This is a genomic window from Cytophagia bacterium CHB2, from assembly GCA_030263535.1.
Lineage (GTDB): Bacteria > Zhuqueibacterota > Zhuqueibacteria > Zhuqueibacterales > Zhuqueibacteraceae > Coneutiohabitans.
The window spans coordinates 1-17,324 of the sequence record SZPB01000163.1 but is presented as its reverse complement, the minus strand read 5'-3'; the positions used below and the strand labels follow the sequence as shown (position 1 = coordinate 17,324).

19 protein-coding genes are annotated in these 17,324 nt (G+C 53.3%); 14 read left to right on the top strand and 5 right to left on the bottom strand.

The annotated features are described in order from the left end of the window. Positions 1–78 precede the first annotated feature (78 nt). The 14 genes from secY to FBQ85_16025 all read left to right on the top strand — a co-directional run bounded on the left by secY (position 79) and on the right by FBQ85_16025 (position 12,035). The gene (gene secY, locus FBQ85_16090; GenBank protein MDL1876670.1) at positions 79–1,419 is read left to right on the top strand and encodes a preprotein translocase subunit SecY; all 1,341 of its coding nucleotides are present in this window, start codon (positions 79–81) and stop codon (positions 1,417–1,419) included. Between the two features lie 86 nt (positions 1,420–1,505). Beyond that, entirely contained in the window at positions 1,506–2,165 is a 660-nt protein-coding gene (locus tag FBQ85_16085; GenBank protein MDL1876669.1) for an adenylate kinase, read from the top strand. A 14-nt stretch (positions 2,166–2,179) separates the two neighbouring features. Beyond that, positions 2,180–2,950 (top strand): type I methionyl aminopeptidase, encoded by a 771-nt coding sequence (gene map, locus FBQ85_16080; GenBank protein MDL1876668.1) that lies wholly within the window; start codon positions 2,180–2,182, stop codon positions 2,948–2,950. A 5-nt stretch (positions 2,951–2,955) separates the two neighbouring features. Continuing rightward, positions 2,956–3,174: a translation initiation factor IF-1 gene (infA, locus tag FBQ85_16075; protein ID MDL1876667.1), complete on the top strand. Its 219-nt coding sequence runs from the start codon at positions 2,956–2,958 to the stop codon at positions 3,172–3,174. Positions 3,175–3,223: 49 nt separating this feature from the next. Further along, a complete protein-coding gene (rpmJ, locus tag FBQ85_16070; protein ID MDL1876666.1) occupies positions 3,224–3,340 on the top strand; it encodes a 50S ribosomal protein L36 in 117 nt (38 codons plus the stop codon). Positions 3,341–3,409: 69 nt separating this feature from the next. Then, positions 3,410–3,808, top strand: a complete 399-nt coding sequence (gene rpsM / locus FBQ85_16065) for a 30S ribosomal protein S13 (protein ID MDL1876665.1) — start codon at positions 3,410–3,412, stop codon at positions 3,806–3,808. A gap of 60 nt (positions 3,809–3,868) precedes the next feature. Next, on the top strand, positions 3,869–4,258 hold the full coding sequence (gene rpsK, locus FBQ85_16060) for a 30S ribosomal protein S11 (protein MDL1876664.1): 390 nt from the start codon (positions 3,869–3,871) through the stop codon (positions 4,256–4,258). A 24-nt stretch (positions 4,259–4,282) separates the two neighbouring features. Continuing rightward, the gene (gene rpsD, locus FBQ85_16055; protein MDL1876663.1) at positions 4,283–4,912 is read left to right on the top strand and encodes a 30S ribosomal protein S4; all 630 of its coding nucleotides are present in this window, start codon (positions 4,283–4,285) and stop codon (positions 4,910–4,912) included. A gap of 145 nt (positions 4,913–5,057) precedes the next feature. Then, positions 5,058–6,044, top strand: a complete 987-nt coding sequence (locus FBQ85_16050) for a DNA-directed RNA polymerase subunit alpha (protein MDL1876662.1) — start codon at positions 5,058–5,060, stop codon at positions 6,042–6,044. Between the two features lie 15 nt (positions 6,045–6,059). Further along, positions 6,060–6,545 carry a 50S ribosomal protein L17 gene (locus tag FBQ85_16045; protein MDL1876661.1) on the top strand — a complete coding sequence of 162 codons (486 nt, stop codon included), beginning with the start codon at positions 6,060–6,062 and terminating at the stop codon, positions 6,543–6,545. A 131-nt stretch (positions 6,546–6,676) separates the two neighbouring features. Further along, positions 6,677–8,341 carry a urocanate hydratase gene (hutU, locus tag FBQ85_16040; GenBank protein ID MDL1876660.1) on the top strand — a complete coding sequence of 555 codons (1,665 nt, stop codon included), beginning with the start codon at positions 6,677–6,679 and terminating at the stop codon, positions 8,339–8,341. Then, complete coding sequence (locus tag FBQ85_16035) at positions 8,338–9,615, top strand: imidazolonepropionase (protein ID MDL1876659.1); 1,278 nt, start codon at positions 8,338–8,340, stop codon at positions 9,613–9,615. Before hutU ends, FBQ85_16035 begins: the two co-directional genes overlap by 4 nt. A 9-nt stretch (positions 9,616–9,624) precedes the next feature. Beyond that, positions 9,625–10,773: a DNRLRE domain-containing protein gene (locus FBQ85_16030; protein MDL1876658.1), complete on the top strand. Its 1,149-nt coding sequence runs from the start codon at positions 9,625–9,627 to the stop codon at positions 10,771–10,773. Between the two features lie 50 nt (positions 10,774–10,823). Then, positions 10,824–12,035, top strand: a complete 1,212-nt coding sequence (locus tag FBQ85_16025) for a hypothetical protein (GenBank protein MDL1876657.1) — start codon at positions 10,824–10,826, stop codon at positions 12,033–12,035. A gap of 67 nt (positions 12,036–12,102) precedes the next feature. Here FBQ85_16025 and FBQ85_16020 read toward each other — a convergent pair whose 3' ends face one another. From FBQ85_16020 to FBQ85_16000, 5 genes are all read right to left on the bottom strand, one after another. Further along, positions 12,103–12,771 carry a class I SAM-dependent methyltransferase gene (locus FBQ85_16020; GenBank protein ID MDL1876656.1) on the bottom strand — a complete coding sequence of 223 codons (669 nt, stop codon included), beginning with the start codon at positions 12,769–12,771 and terminating at the stop codon, positions 12,103–12,105. A gap of 2 nt (positions 12,772–12,773) precedes the next feature. Next, entirely contained in the window at positions 12,774–13,604 is an 831-nt protein-coding gene (locus FBQ85_16015) for a hypothetical protein (protein ID MDL1876655.1), read from the bottom strand. 390 nt (positions 13,605–13,994) lie between these two features. Then, the gene (locus tag FBQ85_16010) at positions 13,995–15,239 is read right to left on the bottom strand and encodes a hypothetical protein (protein ID MDL1876654.1); all 1,245 of its coding nucleotides are present in this window, start codon (positions 15,237–15,239) and stop codon (positions 13,995–13,997) included. 51 nt (positions 15,240–15,290) lie between these two features. Beyond that, a complete protein-coding gene (locus FBQ85_16005) occupies positions 15,291–16,331 on the bottom strand; it encodes a hypothetical protein (protein ID MDL1876653.1) in 1,041 nt (346 codons plus the stop codon). After that, on the bottom strand, positions 16,312–16,956 hold the full coding sequence (locus FBQ85_16000) for a hypothetical protein (GenBank protein ID MDL1876652.1): 645 nt from the start codon (positions 16,954–16,956) through the stop codon (positions 16,312–16,314). The genes FBQ85_16005 and FBQ85_16000 overlap by 20 nt, the downstream gene beginning before the upstream one ends. Positions 16,957–17,324: the final 368 nt, after the last annotated feature.

Sequence of the window (17,324 nt, the reverse complement as noted above, 5' to 3'; positions counted from 1 at the left end):
ATTGAAAAAGCCGGAGGCAAAGCGATCGTCATTCAACCGCCGGCCGCTGGGTCTGCGAAAACCGGACAATAAGTTCTTATGATCCTCAGCAGTTTCAAGAACATTTTCAAGATCCCCGAGCTGAAGAAACGTGTCATCTTCACGTTGCTTTTGCTGTTGGTCGAGCGTATCGGCACGCATATTCCCGTGCCGGGCATTAATAGCCAGGCCTTGCTGGCCTATTTGCAGACAGCGCAAGGCGGCGGCATCCTGCAGCTTTATGATTTGTTTGCGGGCGGCGCCTTCAGCCGCGCCACCATTTTTGCGCTGGGCATCATGCCTTATATTTCCGCCTCGATCATTTTGCAGTTGCTTGGGGCCGTGATGCCTTATTTTCAACGCCTGCAAAAAGAGGGTGAAGAAGGGCGCAAAAAAATTACGCAATACACCCGCTACGGCACCGTTTTGATCGCATTCATGCAGGCTTATGGCGTCAGCATCTATTTGGAAAACATTCAGTCGCTGCAGGACGGCTTGCTGGTGGTGCCGGATCCCGGCTGGAGTTTTCGCCTGCTGACGATGATGACGTTGACCGCGGGCACGGTTTTGATCATGTGGTTTGGCGAACAGATCACCGAGCGCGGCATCGGCAACGGCATTTCGTTGATTATTTTTATCGGAATTATTGCGCGCTTTCCGGATGCGCTTATTGACGAATATCAGCAAGTGTCTGCCGGTAATCGCGAAATTCTGACCGAGCTTTTCCTGCTCGCCTTGATGGTTGTTACGGTGGCGGTGGTGGTTCTGCTGACGCAGGGTACGCGAAAAATACCGGTGCAATATGCCAAGCGTGTCGTAGGCCGAAAAGTGTACGGCGGGCAGAGCACGCATTTGCCGTTGCGGGTGAACACCGCGGGCGTCATGCCGATTATTTTCGCGCAGTCGATCATGTTCATTCCCTCGACGATCGGCACGTTCTTTCCCAATAATGAAGTGATCATGAATATCGTGAGGTATTTTGATATTACCTCCGCGGTTTACTGGGTCATGGAAGCGCTGTTGATCATTTTCTTTACGTATTTTTACACCGCTATCGCATTCAATCCGGTGGATGTGGCCGATAACATGAAGAAATACGGCGGCTTCATTCCCGGTGTGCGCCCCGGCAAGAAAACGGCAGAATTTATTGATAACATCCTCTCGCGGATCACGTTGCCGGGATCGATTTTCCTGGCGCTGATTGCCATATTCCCGTATTTCTTGCACAAGGCGATGAACGTGTCGTTGAATTTCGCCTCGTTTTTTGGCGGCACCTCGCTTTTGATTATCGTCGGCGTTGCCTTGGATTTTCTGCAGCAGTTGGAATCCCATCTCTTGATGCGGCATTACGATGGGTTCATGAAGGGCGGCCGCATTCGAGGAAGACGTTATGCCTCCTAGTCAAGGGGAGCATGAGCCGTTGCTGACTTTTAACAGTTTGCAAGCCTGGATCCCAAACCATCCCTCATCTTGGAGCATAAGATTCTATGGAGCTCGTTTTCCTCGGCTATCCCGGATCTGGAAAAGGAACCCAGGCCACTCTGCTGAGTGAAATCCATAAGATACCGAAAATTTCCACGGGCGATATTCTGCGAGCGGCCGTACAAGCGCAGACGCAGCTCGGGGTGCAGGCCAAGAAATACATGGATCGGGGCGAGTTGGCGCCCGATCAAATCATGATCGGTTTGGTGGTACAACGCATCAATGAACCGGATTCGGCGCGGGGATACATTCTGGACGGTTTTCCGCGCACCATCAATCAGGCGCATGAATTGGATCGCGTTTTTCTTGATCTCAAAAAGCAGTTAACCGCGGTGATCAGCCTGGAGATCGAGAAAAAGAAAGTGATTGAGCGCCTGACGAGCCGCCGGGTCTGTGAAAATTGCGGCAAGCTCTTTAATTTGACCACAGAGCCGCCGCCTGCTTCGAATCACTGTGATCACTGCGGCGGAAAGATTTACCAGCGTTCCGATGACAAACCGGAAACGGTTTTGCATCGCATGGAAGTTTACGAAGAGTTGACGCGCCCATTGAAGGATTATTATGGCGCGCAAGGCAAGCTGCTCCAAATCGATGGGAGCTTGAGCATTCATAAGGTTCACGCCGATATTGTGAAACGGCTGAACGAACTGCCCGGAATCAGTTAGTCGGCGTTGGCTGCATGATTCATATTAAGAGTGAACGAGAAATTGCACGAATTCGGGAAAGCTGCCGTCTCACGGTTGATACGTTTAATAAAGTCGATAAGGTCATCTGCGAGGGCATAACCACGCACGACCTTGATCACATTATCGAGGCGCATATACGGGAGCACGGGGGCAAGCCCGCATTCAAAGGATACAAAATCGGCAAAACCGTTTCGCCCTTCCCGGCCAGCAGTTGCATCTCTATCGAGAGCGAAGTAGTGCACGGGATTCCCAACAAGCAGCGCAAGTTGCGGGCAGGCGAGATTGTCAGCATAGATGTCGGAGTCGAGTATAACGGTTTTTTTGGTGACGCGGCGAAGACTTACGCCATTGGCAAAGTCGATGAAGAGCGGGAACAGTTGATGCGCGTCACCCTGGAGTCTCTCTATCAGGGAATTCAGCGCGCGGTGAGCGGCAATCGTTTGTCGGATATCTCATACGCGATTCAAGTTCATGTGGAAAGCGCGCGTTTTGCGATCGTCCGTGATCTCGTCGGCCACGGCGTCGGACGCAAGTTGCACGAAGATCCACAAATTCCGAATTACGGCAACCCCAACCGCGGGCCACGTTTGAAGTCTGGAATGGTATTCGCCATCGAGCCGATGGTGAACGCCGGCGGCGCCGAGGTCAAAACGACTTCAGACGGATGGACCGTCGTCACCAAAGATGGACGGCCTTCCGCGCATTTCGAGCATACCGTTGTAGTACGTGAAGGTGAAGCCGAGATTTTAACGATAGGTTTGTAATTTTTATGCCCAAAGAAGAAGGGATTAAGGTCGACGGTACGATCATCGAAACATTGCCGAACGCTTCTTTTCGTGTGGAGTTGGAGAATGGCCACAAAGTATTGGCGCATATCTCCGGAAAGATGCGGATGCACTTCATCAAAATTCTTCCGGGCGATAAGGTGACCGTCGAATTGTCGCCCTACGATCTTTCTCGTGGGCGGATTACATACAGATACAAATAATCGCGCTTTAGGCTGCATGAGTTGTATGCGATAAATTGGAGATGCTGTGATGAAGGTTCGTTCATCGATCAAAAAAATCTGCGAAAAATGCAAGATCATCCGGCGCAAAGGGAAAATCCTGGTGATTTGCCCGGCCAATCCCAAGCATAAACAGCGTCAGGGATGAGTTTTCCGGATTATTCAACCCCAAAATTGTCAAAGAAACAAATAGAATCAGTTTGATTGGAGGCGCACGGTGGCTCGTATCGCCGGTGTTGATTTACCTCGTGAAAAAAGAGTCGATATCGCTTTGACGTACATCTTCGGCATCGGCCGGAACAATGCGAGATCTATCATTGCTGACGCCGGCGTAAACCCGGCGACGCGCGTGAAGGATTTATCGACGGACGATGTGGCAAAGATTCGTTCCGCGATTTCTGCCGGATACAAGGTGGAAGGCGCGTTGCGCGCCGATGTTTCCATGAACATCAAGCGCTTGATGGATATCGGTTGCTATCGCGGCCTGCGGCATCGCCGCGGCTTGCCGGTGAGGGGCCAGCGCACGCACACGAATGCACGCACGCGCCGCGGCCGCCGCCGCGTTGTCGGCGCCAAGCCCGCCGCGAGCAGCGGCAAGGGTGGGGCAAAACGATAACGTCAGTTTGAAATAGTAGAAACGAGTTTTTATTTCCCGTTCATCTGAAGGAGAGTTGCGTTGGCAAATCCAAAGAAAAAACGCGTTAAGAAAAAAGAAAAGGTTGATGCCAGCGGCTTAGCGCATATTCAGGCCACATTTAACAACACGATTGTGGCCTTAACCGACGTGTATGGCAACGTCATTTCCTGGGCCTCCGCCGGCAAAGTCGGATTCAAAGGCTCCCGCAAAAGCACGCCGTTCGCGGCGCAGGTGGCGGCGGAGAACGCTGCTCGCACGGCGATGGACATGGGCTTGCGGCGCGTCGAAGTTCTGGTGAATGGCCCAGGTTCCGGCCGTGAGGCGGCGGTGCGTTCCCTGCAGGCGGCGGGCTTGGAAATTTCCGCCATTAAAGACGTGACGCCAATTCCGCATAACGGCTGTCGCCCACCCAAACGTCGTCGAGTCTAAAGGTCGCTGGAGGAATAGAAAAATATGGCTAGATATATTGGTCCCGTTTGCAAACTCTGCCGTCGCGAAGAGAAGAAGCTTTTTCTAAAAGGCGCGAAATGTACCTCACCCAAATGCCCGATCGAGAAAAGAAATTTTCCGCCCGGCCAGCACGGCAAGAACCGCCGCTTCAAAGTTTCAGAATACGGCGTGCAATTGCGGGAGAAGCAGAAAATGCGCCGCATCTACGGGCTTCTGGAAAAGCAATTCCACAATACCTACAAAAAGGCGTTGCGCGTCAAGGGTGTTACGGGCGAGAATTTGTTGCGCTTGCTGGAAAGGCGGCTGGACAACATCGTCTATCGCCTCGGCTTTGCGCCCTCACGCAATGCGGCGCGCCAGCTTGTGCGCCATCGCCATTTTATGGTGAACGATCGCTTGGTCGATATTCCCTCTTATCTCGTCAAAAGCGGCGACGTGATCAAAGTGCGCGAGAAAAGCCGCAAACTTGAGATCATTCACGCCTCGATGCGGCGGATGCGCGAAGGCAAGGCCCTGCCCTGGCTGGATTTGAACAAAGCCAATATGACGGGAACTGTTCTTGAAATTCCCGGTCGTGCGGATATTCCGACCGAAGTGAATGAAGCGTTGATTGTTGAATTGTATTCGAAGTAAGGTGAACTTTCGGATGGGTATGATGGCCTGGATGGCTGCCTCTCGTGAAGCATATCGTTTTACGACCATGTTTCAGAAATAACCTTGCATGCTTTCGATCCTTCAGGATAATCGAGAGTTCACATAAAAGCGGAGACCTGTTAAGATGAATTGGCCGTATTTACAAATGCCGGAAGGCGTGGAGCTTGAAGAAGCGAGCTACTCGAGCACATTTGGCAGATTTATCATACAACCCTTGGAACGCGGCTTTGGAACGACAATCGGAAATGCCCTGCGCCGCGTGCTCCTGTCTTCACTGCCGGGAGCTGCCATCACGATGGTCAAGATCGATGGCGTTTTGCACGAGTTCTCGTCGATTCCTGGCGTCGTAGAAGACGTAACACAGATCATTTTGAATCTCAAGGAAGTGCGCTTCAAATTGATCAACAAGAAGCCGGATAAAGTCACGTTGGAGTTGAGTGGCCCGAAAGAATTCACCGCCGGCGATATTCAAAATGGCACGACGGATTTCGAGATTCTGAATCCCGATCATCATATCGCCACGCTGAACAAAGGCGCAAACTTCAAAGTCGAATTGCGTATCGGTCGCGGGCACGGCTACATTCCGGCGGAGGAAAACAAGCTGCCGGATCAACCGATCGGCGCCATTCCGATTGACGCAATTTACACGCCGATCAAAAATGTGAGCTTCCGCGTGGAAAACACGCGCGTGCAGCAGCGCATCGATTATGAAAAATTGATTCTCGAAATTACCACCGACGGCAGTATCACGCCCGATGACAGCCTGACCTATGCCGGCAAGATCCTGCGTGATCATATCAATCTGTTCATCAATTTTGATATTGAGCCGGAAGATGAGGAGCCTTCGGAAGTCGACGAAGAGTCCTTGAAGATTCGCAAATTGTTGAAGATGCCGGTTGATGAGTTGGAATTGTCAGTACGTTCTTACAATTGCTTGATGGCGGCGAATATCAAAACCATCGGCGATCTCGTGCGCCGCGACGAACAAGAAATGTTAAAGTTCCGGAATTTCGGCCGCAAATCCCTGCAAGAGCTGACGCAGATTCTTGAAGAAAAGGGCCTGCAGTTCGGCATGGACGTCGACAAGTATCTGCGCGCTGATAACGAATAGAACTCAAGGAAGCATATGCGACATCGCAAAGACACAAAAAAGCTCGGACGCACTTCCAGCCATCGCAAAGCGATGCTTTCGAACCTGGTCTCATCCGTAATCGAGCATAAACACGTTCGCACCACCACCGTCAAGGCGAAAGAAGCGCGCCGCGTCGTCGATCGCATGATCACACATGCGAAGAAAAACACGGTGGCAGCCCGCCGTTTGGTATTCAGCCATTTGCGCCGCCGGGACATTGTGAAAAGCCTGTTCGATGATATCGCTCCGAAGTATGCCACGCGCAACGGCGGCTATACGCGCGTGCTGAAAATCGGCCGCCGGCAGGGCGATGGCGCCGAGATTTCCATTCTCGAGTTGGTCGGCTATGAAGGCGTGCAGCTTGAAAAGCAGCAAGCAGCGGCGGAAAAGCGCGCGGAGCGCAAGAAACGCAAACAGGAAGAGATCAAATCCGAAGCTGAGCGCGAAGCTAAAATGGAAAAATCCGAAAAAGAAGAATGATTTAGTTGAAATTTTTTCATGATGCTTGCATAAAAACCTGCAATCGCCAGGCTGATCCTACCTCGAATCGAAAGGGTAGATCATACCTGGCTTTTTCGTTTTCATGAATTGGCGAACGGAAAACAACAGACATGCCATCACCGACAAGCCGTGAGATGAAAGCGCCGCGCGGCACCGCCCTGAGCTGCAAAGGCTGGGTGCAGGAAGCGGCGTTGCGCATGCTGATGAACAATCTCGATCCCGAAGTGGCGGAGATGCCGGAGGCGTTGGTGGTGTACGGCGGCCGCGGCAAAGCCGCGCGCAACTGGGACTGCTTCGATGCGATCGTGCGCAGCTTGCGCCAGCTTGAGAATGATGAAACGCTGCTGGTGCAATCCGGAAAGCCGGTTGGGATTTTCAAAACACACAGCGATGCGCCGCGCGTGTTGATTGCCAATTCGCTTTTGGTGCCGGCCTGGGCGAATGCCGCTTATTTTCGCGAGTTGGAAGATCGCGGGTTGATTATGTACGGTCAGATGACGGCCGGCAGTTGGATTTATATCGGCACGCAGGGAATTTTGCAAGGCACGTACGAGACATTTGCAGCCGCCGCAGCGCAACATTTTGGCGGCTCACTCGCCGGACGGCTGGTGGTGACCGGCGGCATGGGCGGAATGGGCGGGGCGCAACCGTTGGCGGCAACCATGAATGGCGCGGCCTGCCTGGTGGTGGAAGTGGATCGCCAGCGCATCGAACGGCGGATTCAACATCGCTATTGCGATCGGCTGGCAGATAATTTGGAGGCAGCGCTGCAGATGTTGAACGAAGCGAAGCAGAACAAAAAAGCGCTGTCGGTAGGACTCGTTGGAAATTGCGCAGATATTTTACCCGAGTTGGTGCGCCGGAATATCGTCCCCGATATTTTGACAGATCAAACCTCTGCGCACGATGAATTGAACGGCTATGTGCCGAACGGCATGCCTTACGCCGAGGCGCTGGCGTTACGTCAGCGTAACCCGGCGGAATATATCAAACACGCTTACGAGGCGATGGCAACGCATGTGCGGGCGATGCTGGATTTGCAGAGACGCGGCGCCGTGACGTTCGATTACGGCAACAACTTGCGGGCGCAGGCGCAAAAAGCCGGCGTCACGAACGCATTTGACTTCCCGGGTTTTGTGCCGGCATATGTTCGCCCTTTGTTTTGTGAAGGCAAGGGGCCGTTTCGCTGGGCCGCGCTTTCGGGTGATCCGCACGATATTGCAGTAACGGACGATTTGGTTTTGCAGTTATTTCCGCACAACCAGGCGCTGCGCCGCTGGATTGAAATGGCGCGTGAACGCGTCGCGTTTCAAGGCTTGCCGGCGCGCATTTGCTGGCTCGGCTACGGCGAACGCGCGCAATTCGGGCTTGCGCTCAATGCGCTGGTTGCGTCGGGCAAAATCAAAGCCCCGATTGTGATTGGCCGCGATCATCTTGATTGCGGCTCGGTCGCTTCGCCGAATCGCGAGACCGAGGCCATGTTAGATGGCTCCGATGCCATTGCAGATTGGCCGATACTGAATGCTTTGTTGAATACCGCCTCCGGCGCCTCCTGGGTTTCCGTGCATCACGGCGGCGGCGTCGGCATTGGCTACTCGCTGCATGCCGGACAGGTGATTGTGGCGGATGGCACGCCGGAAGCCGCCCGCCGGCTCGAACGTGTGCTCACCAATGATCCGGGAATCGGTGTGGCCCGGCATGTCGACGCGGGCTATGACATCGCACAACAGGTCGCGCGCACGCGCGATATAAAAATCCCGATGATGCCGTCATGAGTGCGTTGTTGATTCACAATGCGCGCCTCGCGACCCCGATTTCGAATGACGCCGGCGCGCCGGCTTGGGAATTTCGTGAATTATATCCTGCCGCACTTTATTGCGAAGACGATTGCATCGTCCGCGTTGGCGAGCAGGATCGTGTGCTTGAAGAATTGCCCGCGTGTGACGAGATTGACGCCGGCGGCCGCGTGCTCACGCCGGGTTTAGTCGATTGCCACACACATCCGGTTTTTTTTAATCATCGTGCGCACGAGTTCGTGCAGCGCACCCAAGGCACAACCTATCAGGAAATCGCGGCGGGCGGCGGTGGCATTCGTTACAGCGTGCGTGATTTGCGCGCGGCAGCGGAAGACGATTTGCGCCAACGTGTGCTGCAACGCCTGGATGTTTTTTTGAAATATGGCACGACGACGATTGAAGCCAAAAGCGGCTACGGCTTGAGCCTAGAACATGAATTGCTGTCGCTGAGAGTTTTGCAGGAGGCGGCGCGCGAGCATCCGGTTGAAATTGTCCCGACTTTTTTGGGCGCGCATGAAGTTCCGGATGAATACCGCAGCCAGCGCGAGCAGTATCTGAATTTGATTTTGCACGAGATGATTCCGGCGGTCGCCGCGCAGAATTTAGCGCGTTTCGCCGACGTGTTTTGTGAAGAGCATGTGTTCGGCAAAACCGAAGCCCTGCAAGTTTTGCAGACAGCCGCGCGCTTCGGTTTGCGTGCAAAGATTCATGCGGATCAATTATCCGAAAGCGGCGGAGCGCAGGTCGCGATCGCGGCGCAAGCGGTGTCTGCTGATCATTTGGAGTACATGCCGCCCGCGCTTTATGCGCCTTTTCGTGAAGCCGGCATCGTGCCGGTGTTGCTGCCGGGCGCGGACTTTTTTATCCGCGCAAAAAAATACGCCGATGCGCGCGCCATGATCGCCGCCGGTTTGCCCGTGGCGATTTCCACGGACTTCAATCCCGGCTCTTGCATGACGGAAAGCTTGCCGATGATCATGACGCTGGCATGCTTGCATCTGCAAATGACGCCGGCGCAAACCCTGATCGCTGCAACGCTGCACGCGGCGCGCGCGCTCGCGCTCGGGAACCAAATCGGCTCGCTTGAAGTTGGCAAACAAGCCGACGCCGTGCTCTGGGATGCCGACTCGGTGAATGAGATTCCGTATCACTTTGGCATCAACCTGGTTCATGCCGTCATCAAAAAAGGCCGCGTGGTGGTGGAGCGTCATGCGCCGTTGCGAGAATTCGATAGGAAAAATTTCATATTCTGAGCTACTTTTATGAAGCTGCAATGCAAAACGAAACTTGCGGGTATTCATGTTTTTTTAATGTTGTTGCTGGCCGGTTGCAGCAATGATTCCCCCCTGGACATCAACTCTGCTCTCGTCATTCCCGGACAGCGCGGCCTCGCGGCGCAGCAATTGGGGCCGGCGGCAGCCGCTCTGGACAGCGTTGCCGCGAAGGCGATTCCCATCGCAGCGAATTATCTTCTGGTGGCGAATCTCGATGAAATTCAAAGCCGGGTTTTGATAAAATTCGACACGCTCGCCTCACTCAGTACACCGATCGACTCGACGGCGAAATTGTTCGTGAACGTCACCCGCAATGCCAATGACATCAATTCCACTTATATTTTGCTGCAGGCTTACAAAGTGACTGCCGCGTGGGATGAAAAAACGGTATCGTGGGACAATTTTACCCCGGATAAATTCGATCCGCAACCAATTGCGACGAGCCTGGGATCGCGCGGGGCAACGGCATACTCGTTCACGATTGACACAAGCTTGGTGAATGCGTGGCGACGCCAGCCGCAATCCAACTACGGCTTGCTCATTGATGTGCTGCCATTGGGCGTCGGCATGGAAATCAGCAAGCCACGATTGCAATTAAACTTTAAAAACAAAAATGTGATCACGCAAGCCGCTTCCAGCGACACGTTGATCTTTCGCCCGGCCTCGGGTCCGGATTTGGTGAATGGTCCGGTTTACGTTGGCAATTACGTCGGTCAGGAAAAAAAGTACCAATCAACGTTTTATTTTAACCTGGATTCAATTCCCAAAGGCGCCACGATTAATCGCGCTATTTTCAAGGCGCAAATCGATACCTTGTCCTCCGCCTTGCAACGCAGTCCGGTAACGCTGGAATTTTTTCTCTTGAAAGAACCTCAGCTCAATCCGGTCAGTGCGCGCGCGGATAGCGCCGCGCCGTATGTTTTCTCGCTTGCCAGCAAGACGACTTCGCAGTTGGAATACACGGTTACGGATATGTTGCAATATGCCGTTAACAACGAGGGCTGGCATGGATTTGTTTTGCAGTCCCCGGGCACGTTGTTGGATCGCAGTTACGTCACATTTTATTCCCGGGAGACAGATTTGACCCGCGCCCCGCAGTTGCTGGTGTATTATTCCTTGCCGCCTCAAGGAAGGTGAGAGGGTGTAAGCATGATCATTCATCACGATAACCTTTGCTCTGAATCGCTATGAAACTAAAATGGTCTGGCAATAAAACGTTGTTTGCTGTGCTCGCGCTTTCCCTGCTGCCGTTGCTGTTGCAGGCGCAGTCGATCTATTCACGCCGCGGCCTCGGCCTGATTCGTTATCGCGATGACGTGAAAGCGATCAGCATGGGCGGCGTCAGTTTGGCGATCTCGGACAGCGTTTCGATCTTTTTCTTGAATCCGGCGACGATGGCCAGCGTGAGCACCACCCACATTCAAGGCGGTTTTTTGTATGATCGGACATCCTTTTCGCAACAGGGCGCTGACTTGAGATTTCAAGAAGCCAACGTCAACAGCGTGAGCTTGTTATTGCCGATCAAACGCGGCTATGCGCTGGCATTCGGCCTGCAACCGTACAGCCGCGTCGATTATTCCTTCAGCGGATCCGGCGCAACCGATTCCACCAACTTCGTCGAATCCTTGATCGGTTCCGGCGGCGTTGACAATGTGTATATTGCATTGAGTGGAACCGTGGGCCAGGTTCGTTTCGGCCTCGCGAGCGACTTTTATTTTGGATTGATTGAGCGGACCTGGAGCGTCAGATTCTCGAATTCTCTTTTGTCGGATACGGAAGACGCCGTTTCAACGAAGGTTCGCGGCTTTGGTTTGCACGGCGGCGTGCAGGCGCAATTGGGCAATTGGGAAGTGGGCGCGGCGGCTGCGGCGCCTGTTGATTTGAGCAGCGAGATCAGCTTGCACCCAAGTTACGACAATAAAATCACCCTGGAGTCGCGCGAGCTTAAGCTGCCGGCGTGGTACGGCGTGGGGGTGGGCTATCATCCCGATCGTCATTGGCTGGTGGGCGCGCAATGGCGCAGACAACAATGGGGTTCGGTCAGCTCTGAAAAGCTGCTGGGCGCCGAAGGCGTGAATGTCAATCAATTCGGCTTGGGAGTTGAGTTGATTCCCAGTTTCGATCCGCTCGATGGTTTTTTTAAAAAAATGCAATACCGACTCGGCTTTCATCAGAGCCAGTTGCCGTATCAGGAAGTGGGTGGAAGGGAGTTGTCAGAGTGGATGTTGACCGGAGGTATCGGCGTGCCGTTCAACCGCGGCCTGAGCCGTATTGATTTTGCGGTTGAATATGGCCAGCGCGGAACAGAGGCCACCGGCTTGGCGCGGGAAAATGTTTTCAGGTTTTCCGCCTCGGTGAGCGGAAGCGAGCGTTGGTTTCAGCGCCGCCGGAGAAATTAGAAGAGTAACGAATCAGCCCTTTTTGGCGATAACGCGAGGCCACTTTTCTTGAGAAGAGTGGCCTTTTTTATTTCAGGTGAAATACAAAATTAAACGCGAACAGTGAGGGCGAGATTTTTCTCAGCCATTGCTTGGTTTTGCGGAAGGAGGCGTCTATTGGCGTCGGGCATGCGATGGTTTCAACGCGAAAGCCGCATGCCTCGAACATTGCCACGGCTGTTTTCAGTGTGAAGAAGCGTAAATGCGTGCGATCCAGAATGCCCATGTCCGTGTAATCGAAACGCCCGCGCAAGTATTCCAGCCGCATGCGCCAGTATACGACATTGGGAAGCGATACCAGCGCCAATCCTCCGGGTGCCAGCAGTTTCCGCACCCGGTTTAACACGCTTTCCGGGCGACGCAAATGTTCCAGCACATCAGCCATAAGCGCAATTTGATAGGGGCCGGTTAATGAAGAAAAAATTTCTTCGTCCTCCACCGAGCCGACAAAGATTTTGCGGCAATACGGCGCAGCCTTCTGCGCATCTTGCGCATTGAGTTCGATGGCATCGACCAGGCAGCCGCGCCCGGCCATTATTTTTGTCATATAGCCCGAGGCCGGGCCCAGCTCTAAAACCGTGCTGTGCGCGGGAATGTGTTGCAGCAGATAACGATGCGTCTCCGAGAAGCCCTCTTGCTTGACGGCTTCGTCGTAAACAGAGGTTGGCGAGTCCGTTGGCGGAGTGAAGGTTTTCATTTTTATCCGTGATTGGTTTTATTTTTTGAAAAGTGCAAATCCTGGCGTTGCAGCCAAACGATTTCGCGCCACGATGCGCCGCTGATGCGTTGATACGCCAGTAGCAAATAAACCGTAGCCAGCGTGTACGACAGCGTGCTGGCAAAAGCCGCTCCGAGGATTCCCCAGCGCGGAATGACATATAAATTTGCCAGCAGATTCGTGAGAAATGCCAGCGCCAGGGCGCGATTATTCTCTTGCGGATGCCCGCGCCCCACGACGTAGCTGGTTATGAGATTGGTAACGCAATAGAACACGATTCCCGGCAATAACAACAACAGCGCAGGGGCCGCCGGCAAAAATTCTGCGCCAAAGACCAGGGCGATAATCGGCTTTGCCAATGCCGCCAAAACGAGCGCAGCAATCAGCGAGAGCCAGATTGTAGACCGGCAGACACGCGAGGTCAAATGCCGGGCCTCGCTTGCTGAAACTCGCGCCACTTGCGGCAGCAAGACGACGGATAACGTTTGTGGGATAAACCACAGCATTTCGCCGATCGTGGCGGAAGTCGAGTAGTAACCCACGGCCGCGGCGTCGAGATAAAAATTGCACAAAATAAAATCGAGCCGCCAATTCAACAAGTAAAGGACAACGCCAATATACGTTTTCAAACCATAACCGAGAGTTTCCCGGAAAAGAGCCGGATGCCAGGCCAGGCGAAAACGTTCCCGCCGATAGATTAGCCACCAACTGTGCCAGGCAATCACAACATTGACAATACTCCACAGCAGCATTGCATGAAACAGCGTTGTCTGCTGCCAGAGCGCAATCACCAACCGCGAGTGCGAGGTAATTAAATAACAAAAAAATGAGGTAAAACGGTATTGACCAAACCGTTAGAATTTTCAATCCCGGGGAAATATTTTTGAAAAGCAGAGGGTCGAGCCACGCACGCAGAAGCCAATAAAGTCCCAGCACCACGAAGCTCGCGGCAATCGCAAAGAGCAGGGTGTTCTCTGCTGCGGGTCTTGGCGCCGTGCGGCCCTGCCCAATCAAGAATATGTTGGCATTCGTCAGGCCGAGACAGGCGAATTGCGCGGCCAGCATCGGAATAAGAGTCAAAAGCGCATATACACCCTTGCCTTCCGGCCCCAACACGCGCGCAGTCCAGGCCGATATTATGAAGCCGAAAAAGATGACGCCCAGGCGCGTTGCCAGGGTCAACGAGCTTTTGCGCAGAAAGCTCATGCGGCAGGAAAACTCGCAGCGGATGGCGGAACCTTGTGTTGCAAGTGTTGTCCCAGTCCCATCCCAATCACAAACCAGAACATCGTCACCACTTCCGCGTCGCCGAATGTCCAATCAAACAATCCCGCAACCAGAAAACCCACCATGGCGGCGCGCGCCGCTTTCACGACCTGGCGAGGAGGCGCAGACGTTTCACGCATGGCCATGCCAAGCTTTCGCCAAACGGCGAACATTAACCAGAGAAATGCCGACAATCCTACCAACCCAACACAAACCAGTAAGGTAACATAAATGCTGTGATAGTGGCCAATGTGAAAAACATCGAAGGCAACGCCTTCTGACATGTTTGTGCCGGGAGGGGCGTAGCTGCGGGTAAGGGCCGCCAAATCGCGCCATCCGACGCCAAAGAAGGGATGATCAGTAAAAATCTGCACGGCATAGCGCCATTGTTCGAAACGAACCTGCGTCGTCATTATCGAGAGATCAAAAATGCTGAGCACGCGTTGCTGTAATGAATCCGGCGCGATGAAGACCAGCAGGATGATAACGAATAACGCGGCCGGCAAGGCGCGACGCCATTGATTGATCAGCAAATATGCCAGCCCGGCAAAATAACCGACGTAGGCGCCGCGCACCAAACTGAATAACAGCGCGAGTAATTGCGGCGCGAGCAAGAGTCGCGCAAGCCAGCGGGCGCGCCGGGTTTCGCCCGAAAGCGCGACCTGCGTTGTGATTAACGCAAACATGGTTGCCATAGCGCCCCAAGTCATGGTGGTTGATTGCGTACTCATGACTTTTATATGATCGCCCAGCGCAAATTTAGCCAGGCCATAAAGTGCAGCCGCGCTCGCCACTGCGATATACGTCCAGAGCAGCGGCGTGCGCCAGGCATGATGTTGACGCAACGTGTAGGCGACGCCATATGCGCCCAAAATCGTCAAAAGATGGCGCATATTGTGAAAACTTTCGCGGGGAGAGTCTGAAAGCAGGGTGGCGATCAGGCAGGCGCCGGTAAACGCCATAACCGGCCATTCAAAACCAAGCATAAGCGCGGCGCGCGCGGCTGGCTGGCGACGTTTGGTTAGCAACAGTTGCAAGCTAACGGCCAGCGTCAGCAATCCCAAACTAATGTGAGCGCCGGCAATGGAGAAATTGACAAATGCGGCAAGGGCAAAGAGGGCGATTGCCTGGGTGTAGAAAAGCCATTGCTCCAAAAGCTTTGCTTCAATTGATTGTGACATTCAGCAGGTGGCCAAGTTTCTTTCGGGGAGATCGGGCGGAAAAAGTGTTCTTTAATCTGTTGTGTGTTTGGTTTTTTCCCGTAATCGGCGCGCTTCGCTTAGGCGGGGGTTTGAAATTTTTATCGCTTGGTCAAAATATTTTTGAGCTTCTGGAATTGTGCCTGAAATATAGGAAGCTTTCCCTAAATAGTAACACAATAGTCCATATTCGCTTGTTCCAAATACCTCTGAATCTGAAGCAATGTTTGCCAGGACTTTCTCGCAACGTTCAACCGCCAGAGCTACGCTGGTGGTATCGAAACCGTCGAGCATAAAAAAGAACTTTTTGCGTTGCGCTAATTTAAGCGTTGCCATCAAATCATACAAATGCGCCTGCAGAAGTTCATCTTCGGACAGGCCGGTCTGGGCAAAGGCAGCCTGTGCTTTCGATTGTGCTTTGGCATACTCAGCGTTTTTTAGCAAATCTTTTATGTCATGTGCGGAAAAAATTGGCGGCTTGCTGCTTCTGCGATCCGCCGACAAATAGTCAAAATTATCATACGCCACGGTGGCCCGGAGCTGCTCGGGCGATTGCAAATATGAAGCAAAAGTCTGCCAGTGAACTGTGATCACCCCGACCAGGAGCAGGGCCGCAAAAACACCCCCGCCGAACAACAGCCTGCGTGGCCTGAAAAATCCAGTGCCGGGGCGCGCCGGCGATGACGCAACAGCCTGCTCGCTTGCCACGGGTGCAGGCTCGATGAGAATCTTTTCAGCGGAGTCAAACTTGCGCCGGTAGTAGGTTAGCCGCTTGCGGCACAAGCTGCATTCTTGCAAATGTGATAGGACTTCTCGCGTGTTTGCTTCAGGAGAAACGGTATGCGGGCTGTATTCGGATTGTTTGACCTCTGTAATGTAGCGCAGCAATTGTTCGACAGAGACATGGTAAGAACGGAGATAATCCACCGCGCTGTGCCACTGTGAGGTTTGGCGGATAATCTCTTGACAACGCTTGCAGCGCCGCAGATGCTTTACGAATCGTGTGTTGGTAATGGGTTGTGCATTGCGCAATGCCCTCATTAAGCTTTTGTGCTCATCTTGAGTCAAGTCCATGTGAGTAACCCTCCCCAGGCTTGGGAGCAACGATTGCGCGCAAGCGTTGCTTGCTGCGCACAAAGCTCGCCCGAACGGCAAGCTCACTTTTATTTAAGATCTTTGCGATTTCGGCATACGGCAAACCGTCGACCAGGCGCAGAACGATAATATCGCGTTGAATTTTGGTAAGGTTCCCCAATAGAAAATCGAAATTTACGCGGCCCTCAATTTCTTCGTCATCTCGCGAGGAAAACTCGAGTTGCCCGAGCGCCGCGCCGCGGGTTCTTGCTGTGTCTTGTTCCAGCGAGGAGCAACGCCTCAGCGCGTATTGACGAAAAAGATCCGCGCGCGCGTAAACACAAACGCCCGCCAGCCAACTTCTCAGAAAATGAATGCCCGGCAATTGCAGCAGGAATCGTTGAACGACGTCTTGGGCAAAGTCTTCAGATGAATAATTCTTCGGCAGGCCTTCATGCTGTGCATATTTCTCCGATCGCCGCAGCACGCGTTCGCACAGTTCAGCCAACGCATGCGCATCGCCGGCTTTGGCGCTCGCCAGGCAAGCTTCCCAATCGAATAATGTGTTGTCTTTTCCCCTGCCACCACCAGCCTTGTGCTTTTTCATAGGCTTTTCTTTCGGCATACGGATGTCAGTTTCATGAACGATCGGCGTTTATGTCAGCGAGACAGTGGCGCCATGCGCGATTTCATGGAGCAGAGCAGGTTAGATGCCGCAGAGGTATTTCATTTTGCGAGCGAACATAGTTTTTACAATTACCAATTGCAAGTGGAAAATTCGGCTTGACGTTCTCGGCGCTTGCCGCAGCATATTCGTTGCCGTAGAGCGGTTGGTGTTACACGTTACCAATCGTGCGTGGACATTTACCGTGTGATTTGCGCCCGCCATAATTGATAGCGGCCCCGATATTCATTCTTGAAATCCGTAATCGTCGAATTCAGGTTCAATCGCTGACGTTCGGCTTCGTTTTTCCAGATGATCTCGACCCGGCT

What these genes read in the sequence shown, in the direction of transcription:
- secY (MDL1876670.1), top strand. Translation starts at nt 79, where the DNA reads ATGATCCTCAGCAGTTTCAAGAACATTTTCAAGATCCCCGAGCTGAAG.
- FBQ85_16085 (MDL1876669.1), top strand. Translation starts at nt 1,506, where the DNA reads ATGGAGCTCGTTTTCCTCGGCTATCCCGGATCTGGAAAAGGAACCCAG.
- map (MDL1876668.1), top strand. Translation starts at nt 2,180, where the DNA reads ATGATTCATATTAAGAGTGAACGAGAAATTGCACGAATTCGGGAAAGC.
- infA (MDL1876667.1), top strand. Translation starts at nt 2,956, where the DNA reads ATGCCCAAAGAAGAAGGGATTAAGGTCGACGGTACGATCATCGAAACA.
- rpmJ (MDL1876666.1), top strand. Translation starts at nt 3,224, where the DNA reads ATGAAGGTTCGTTCATCGATCAAAAAAATCTGCGAAAAATGCAAGATC.
- rpsD (MDL1876663.1), top strand. Translation starts at nt 4,283, where the DNA reads ATGGCTAGATATATTGGTCCCGTTTGCAAACTCTGCCGTCGCGAAGAG.
- FBQ85_16050 (MDL1876662.1), top strand. Translation starts at nt 5,058, where the DNA reads ATGAATTGGCCGTATTTACAAATGCCGGAAGGCGTGGAGCTTGAAGAA.
- FBQ85_16045 (MDL1876661.1), top strand. Translation starts at nt 6,060, where the DNA reads ATGCGACATCGCAAAGACACAAAAAAGCTCGGACGCACTTCCAGCCAT.
- hutU (MDL1876660.1), top strand. Translation starts at nt 6,677, where the DNA reads ATGCCATCACCGACAAGCCGTGAGATGAAAGCGCCGCGCGGCACCGCC.
- FBQ85_16035 (MDL1876659.1), top strand. Translation starts at nt 8,338, where the DNA reads ATGAGTGCGTTGTTGATTCACAATGCGCGCCTCGCGACCCCGATTTCG.
- FBQ85_16030 (MDL1876658.1), top strand. Translation starts at nt 9,625, where the DNA reads ATGAAGCTGCAATGCAAAACGAAACTTGCGGGTATTCATGTTTTTTTA.
- FBQ85_16025 (MDL1876657.1), top strand. Translation starts at nt 10,824, where the DNA reads ATGAAACTAAAATGGTCTGGCAATAAAACGTTGTTTGCTGTGCTCGCG.
- FBQ85_16020 (MDL1876656.1), bottom strand. Translation starts at nt 12,771, where the DNA reads ATGAAAACCTTCACTCCGCCAACGGACTCGCCAACCTCTGTTTACGAC.
- FBQ85_16010 (MDL1876654.1), bottom strand. Translation starts at nt 15,239, where the DNA reads ATGTCACAATCAATTGAAGCAAAGCTTTTGGAGCAATGGCTTTTCTAC.
- FBQ85_16005 (MDL1876653.1), bottom strand. Translation starts at nt 16,331, where the DNA reads ATGGACTTGACTCAAGATGAGCACAAAAGCTTAATGAGGGCATTGCGC.
- FBQ85_16000 (MDL1876652.1), bottom strand. Translation starts at nt 16,956, where the DNA reads ATGCCGAAAGAAAAGCCTATGAAAAAGCACAAGGCTGGTGGTGGCAGG.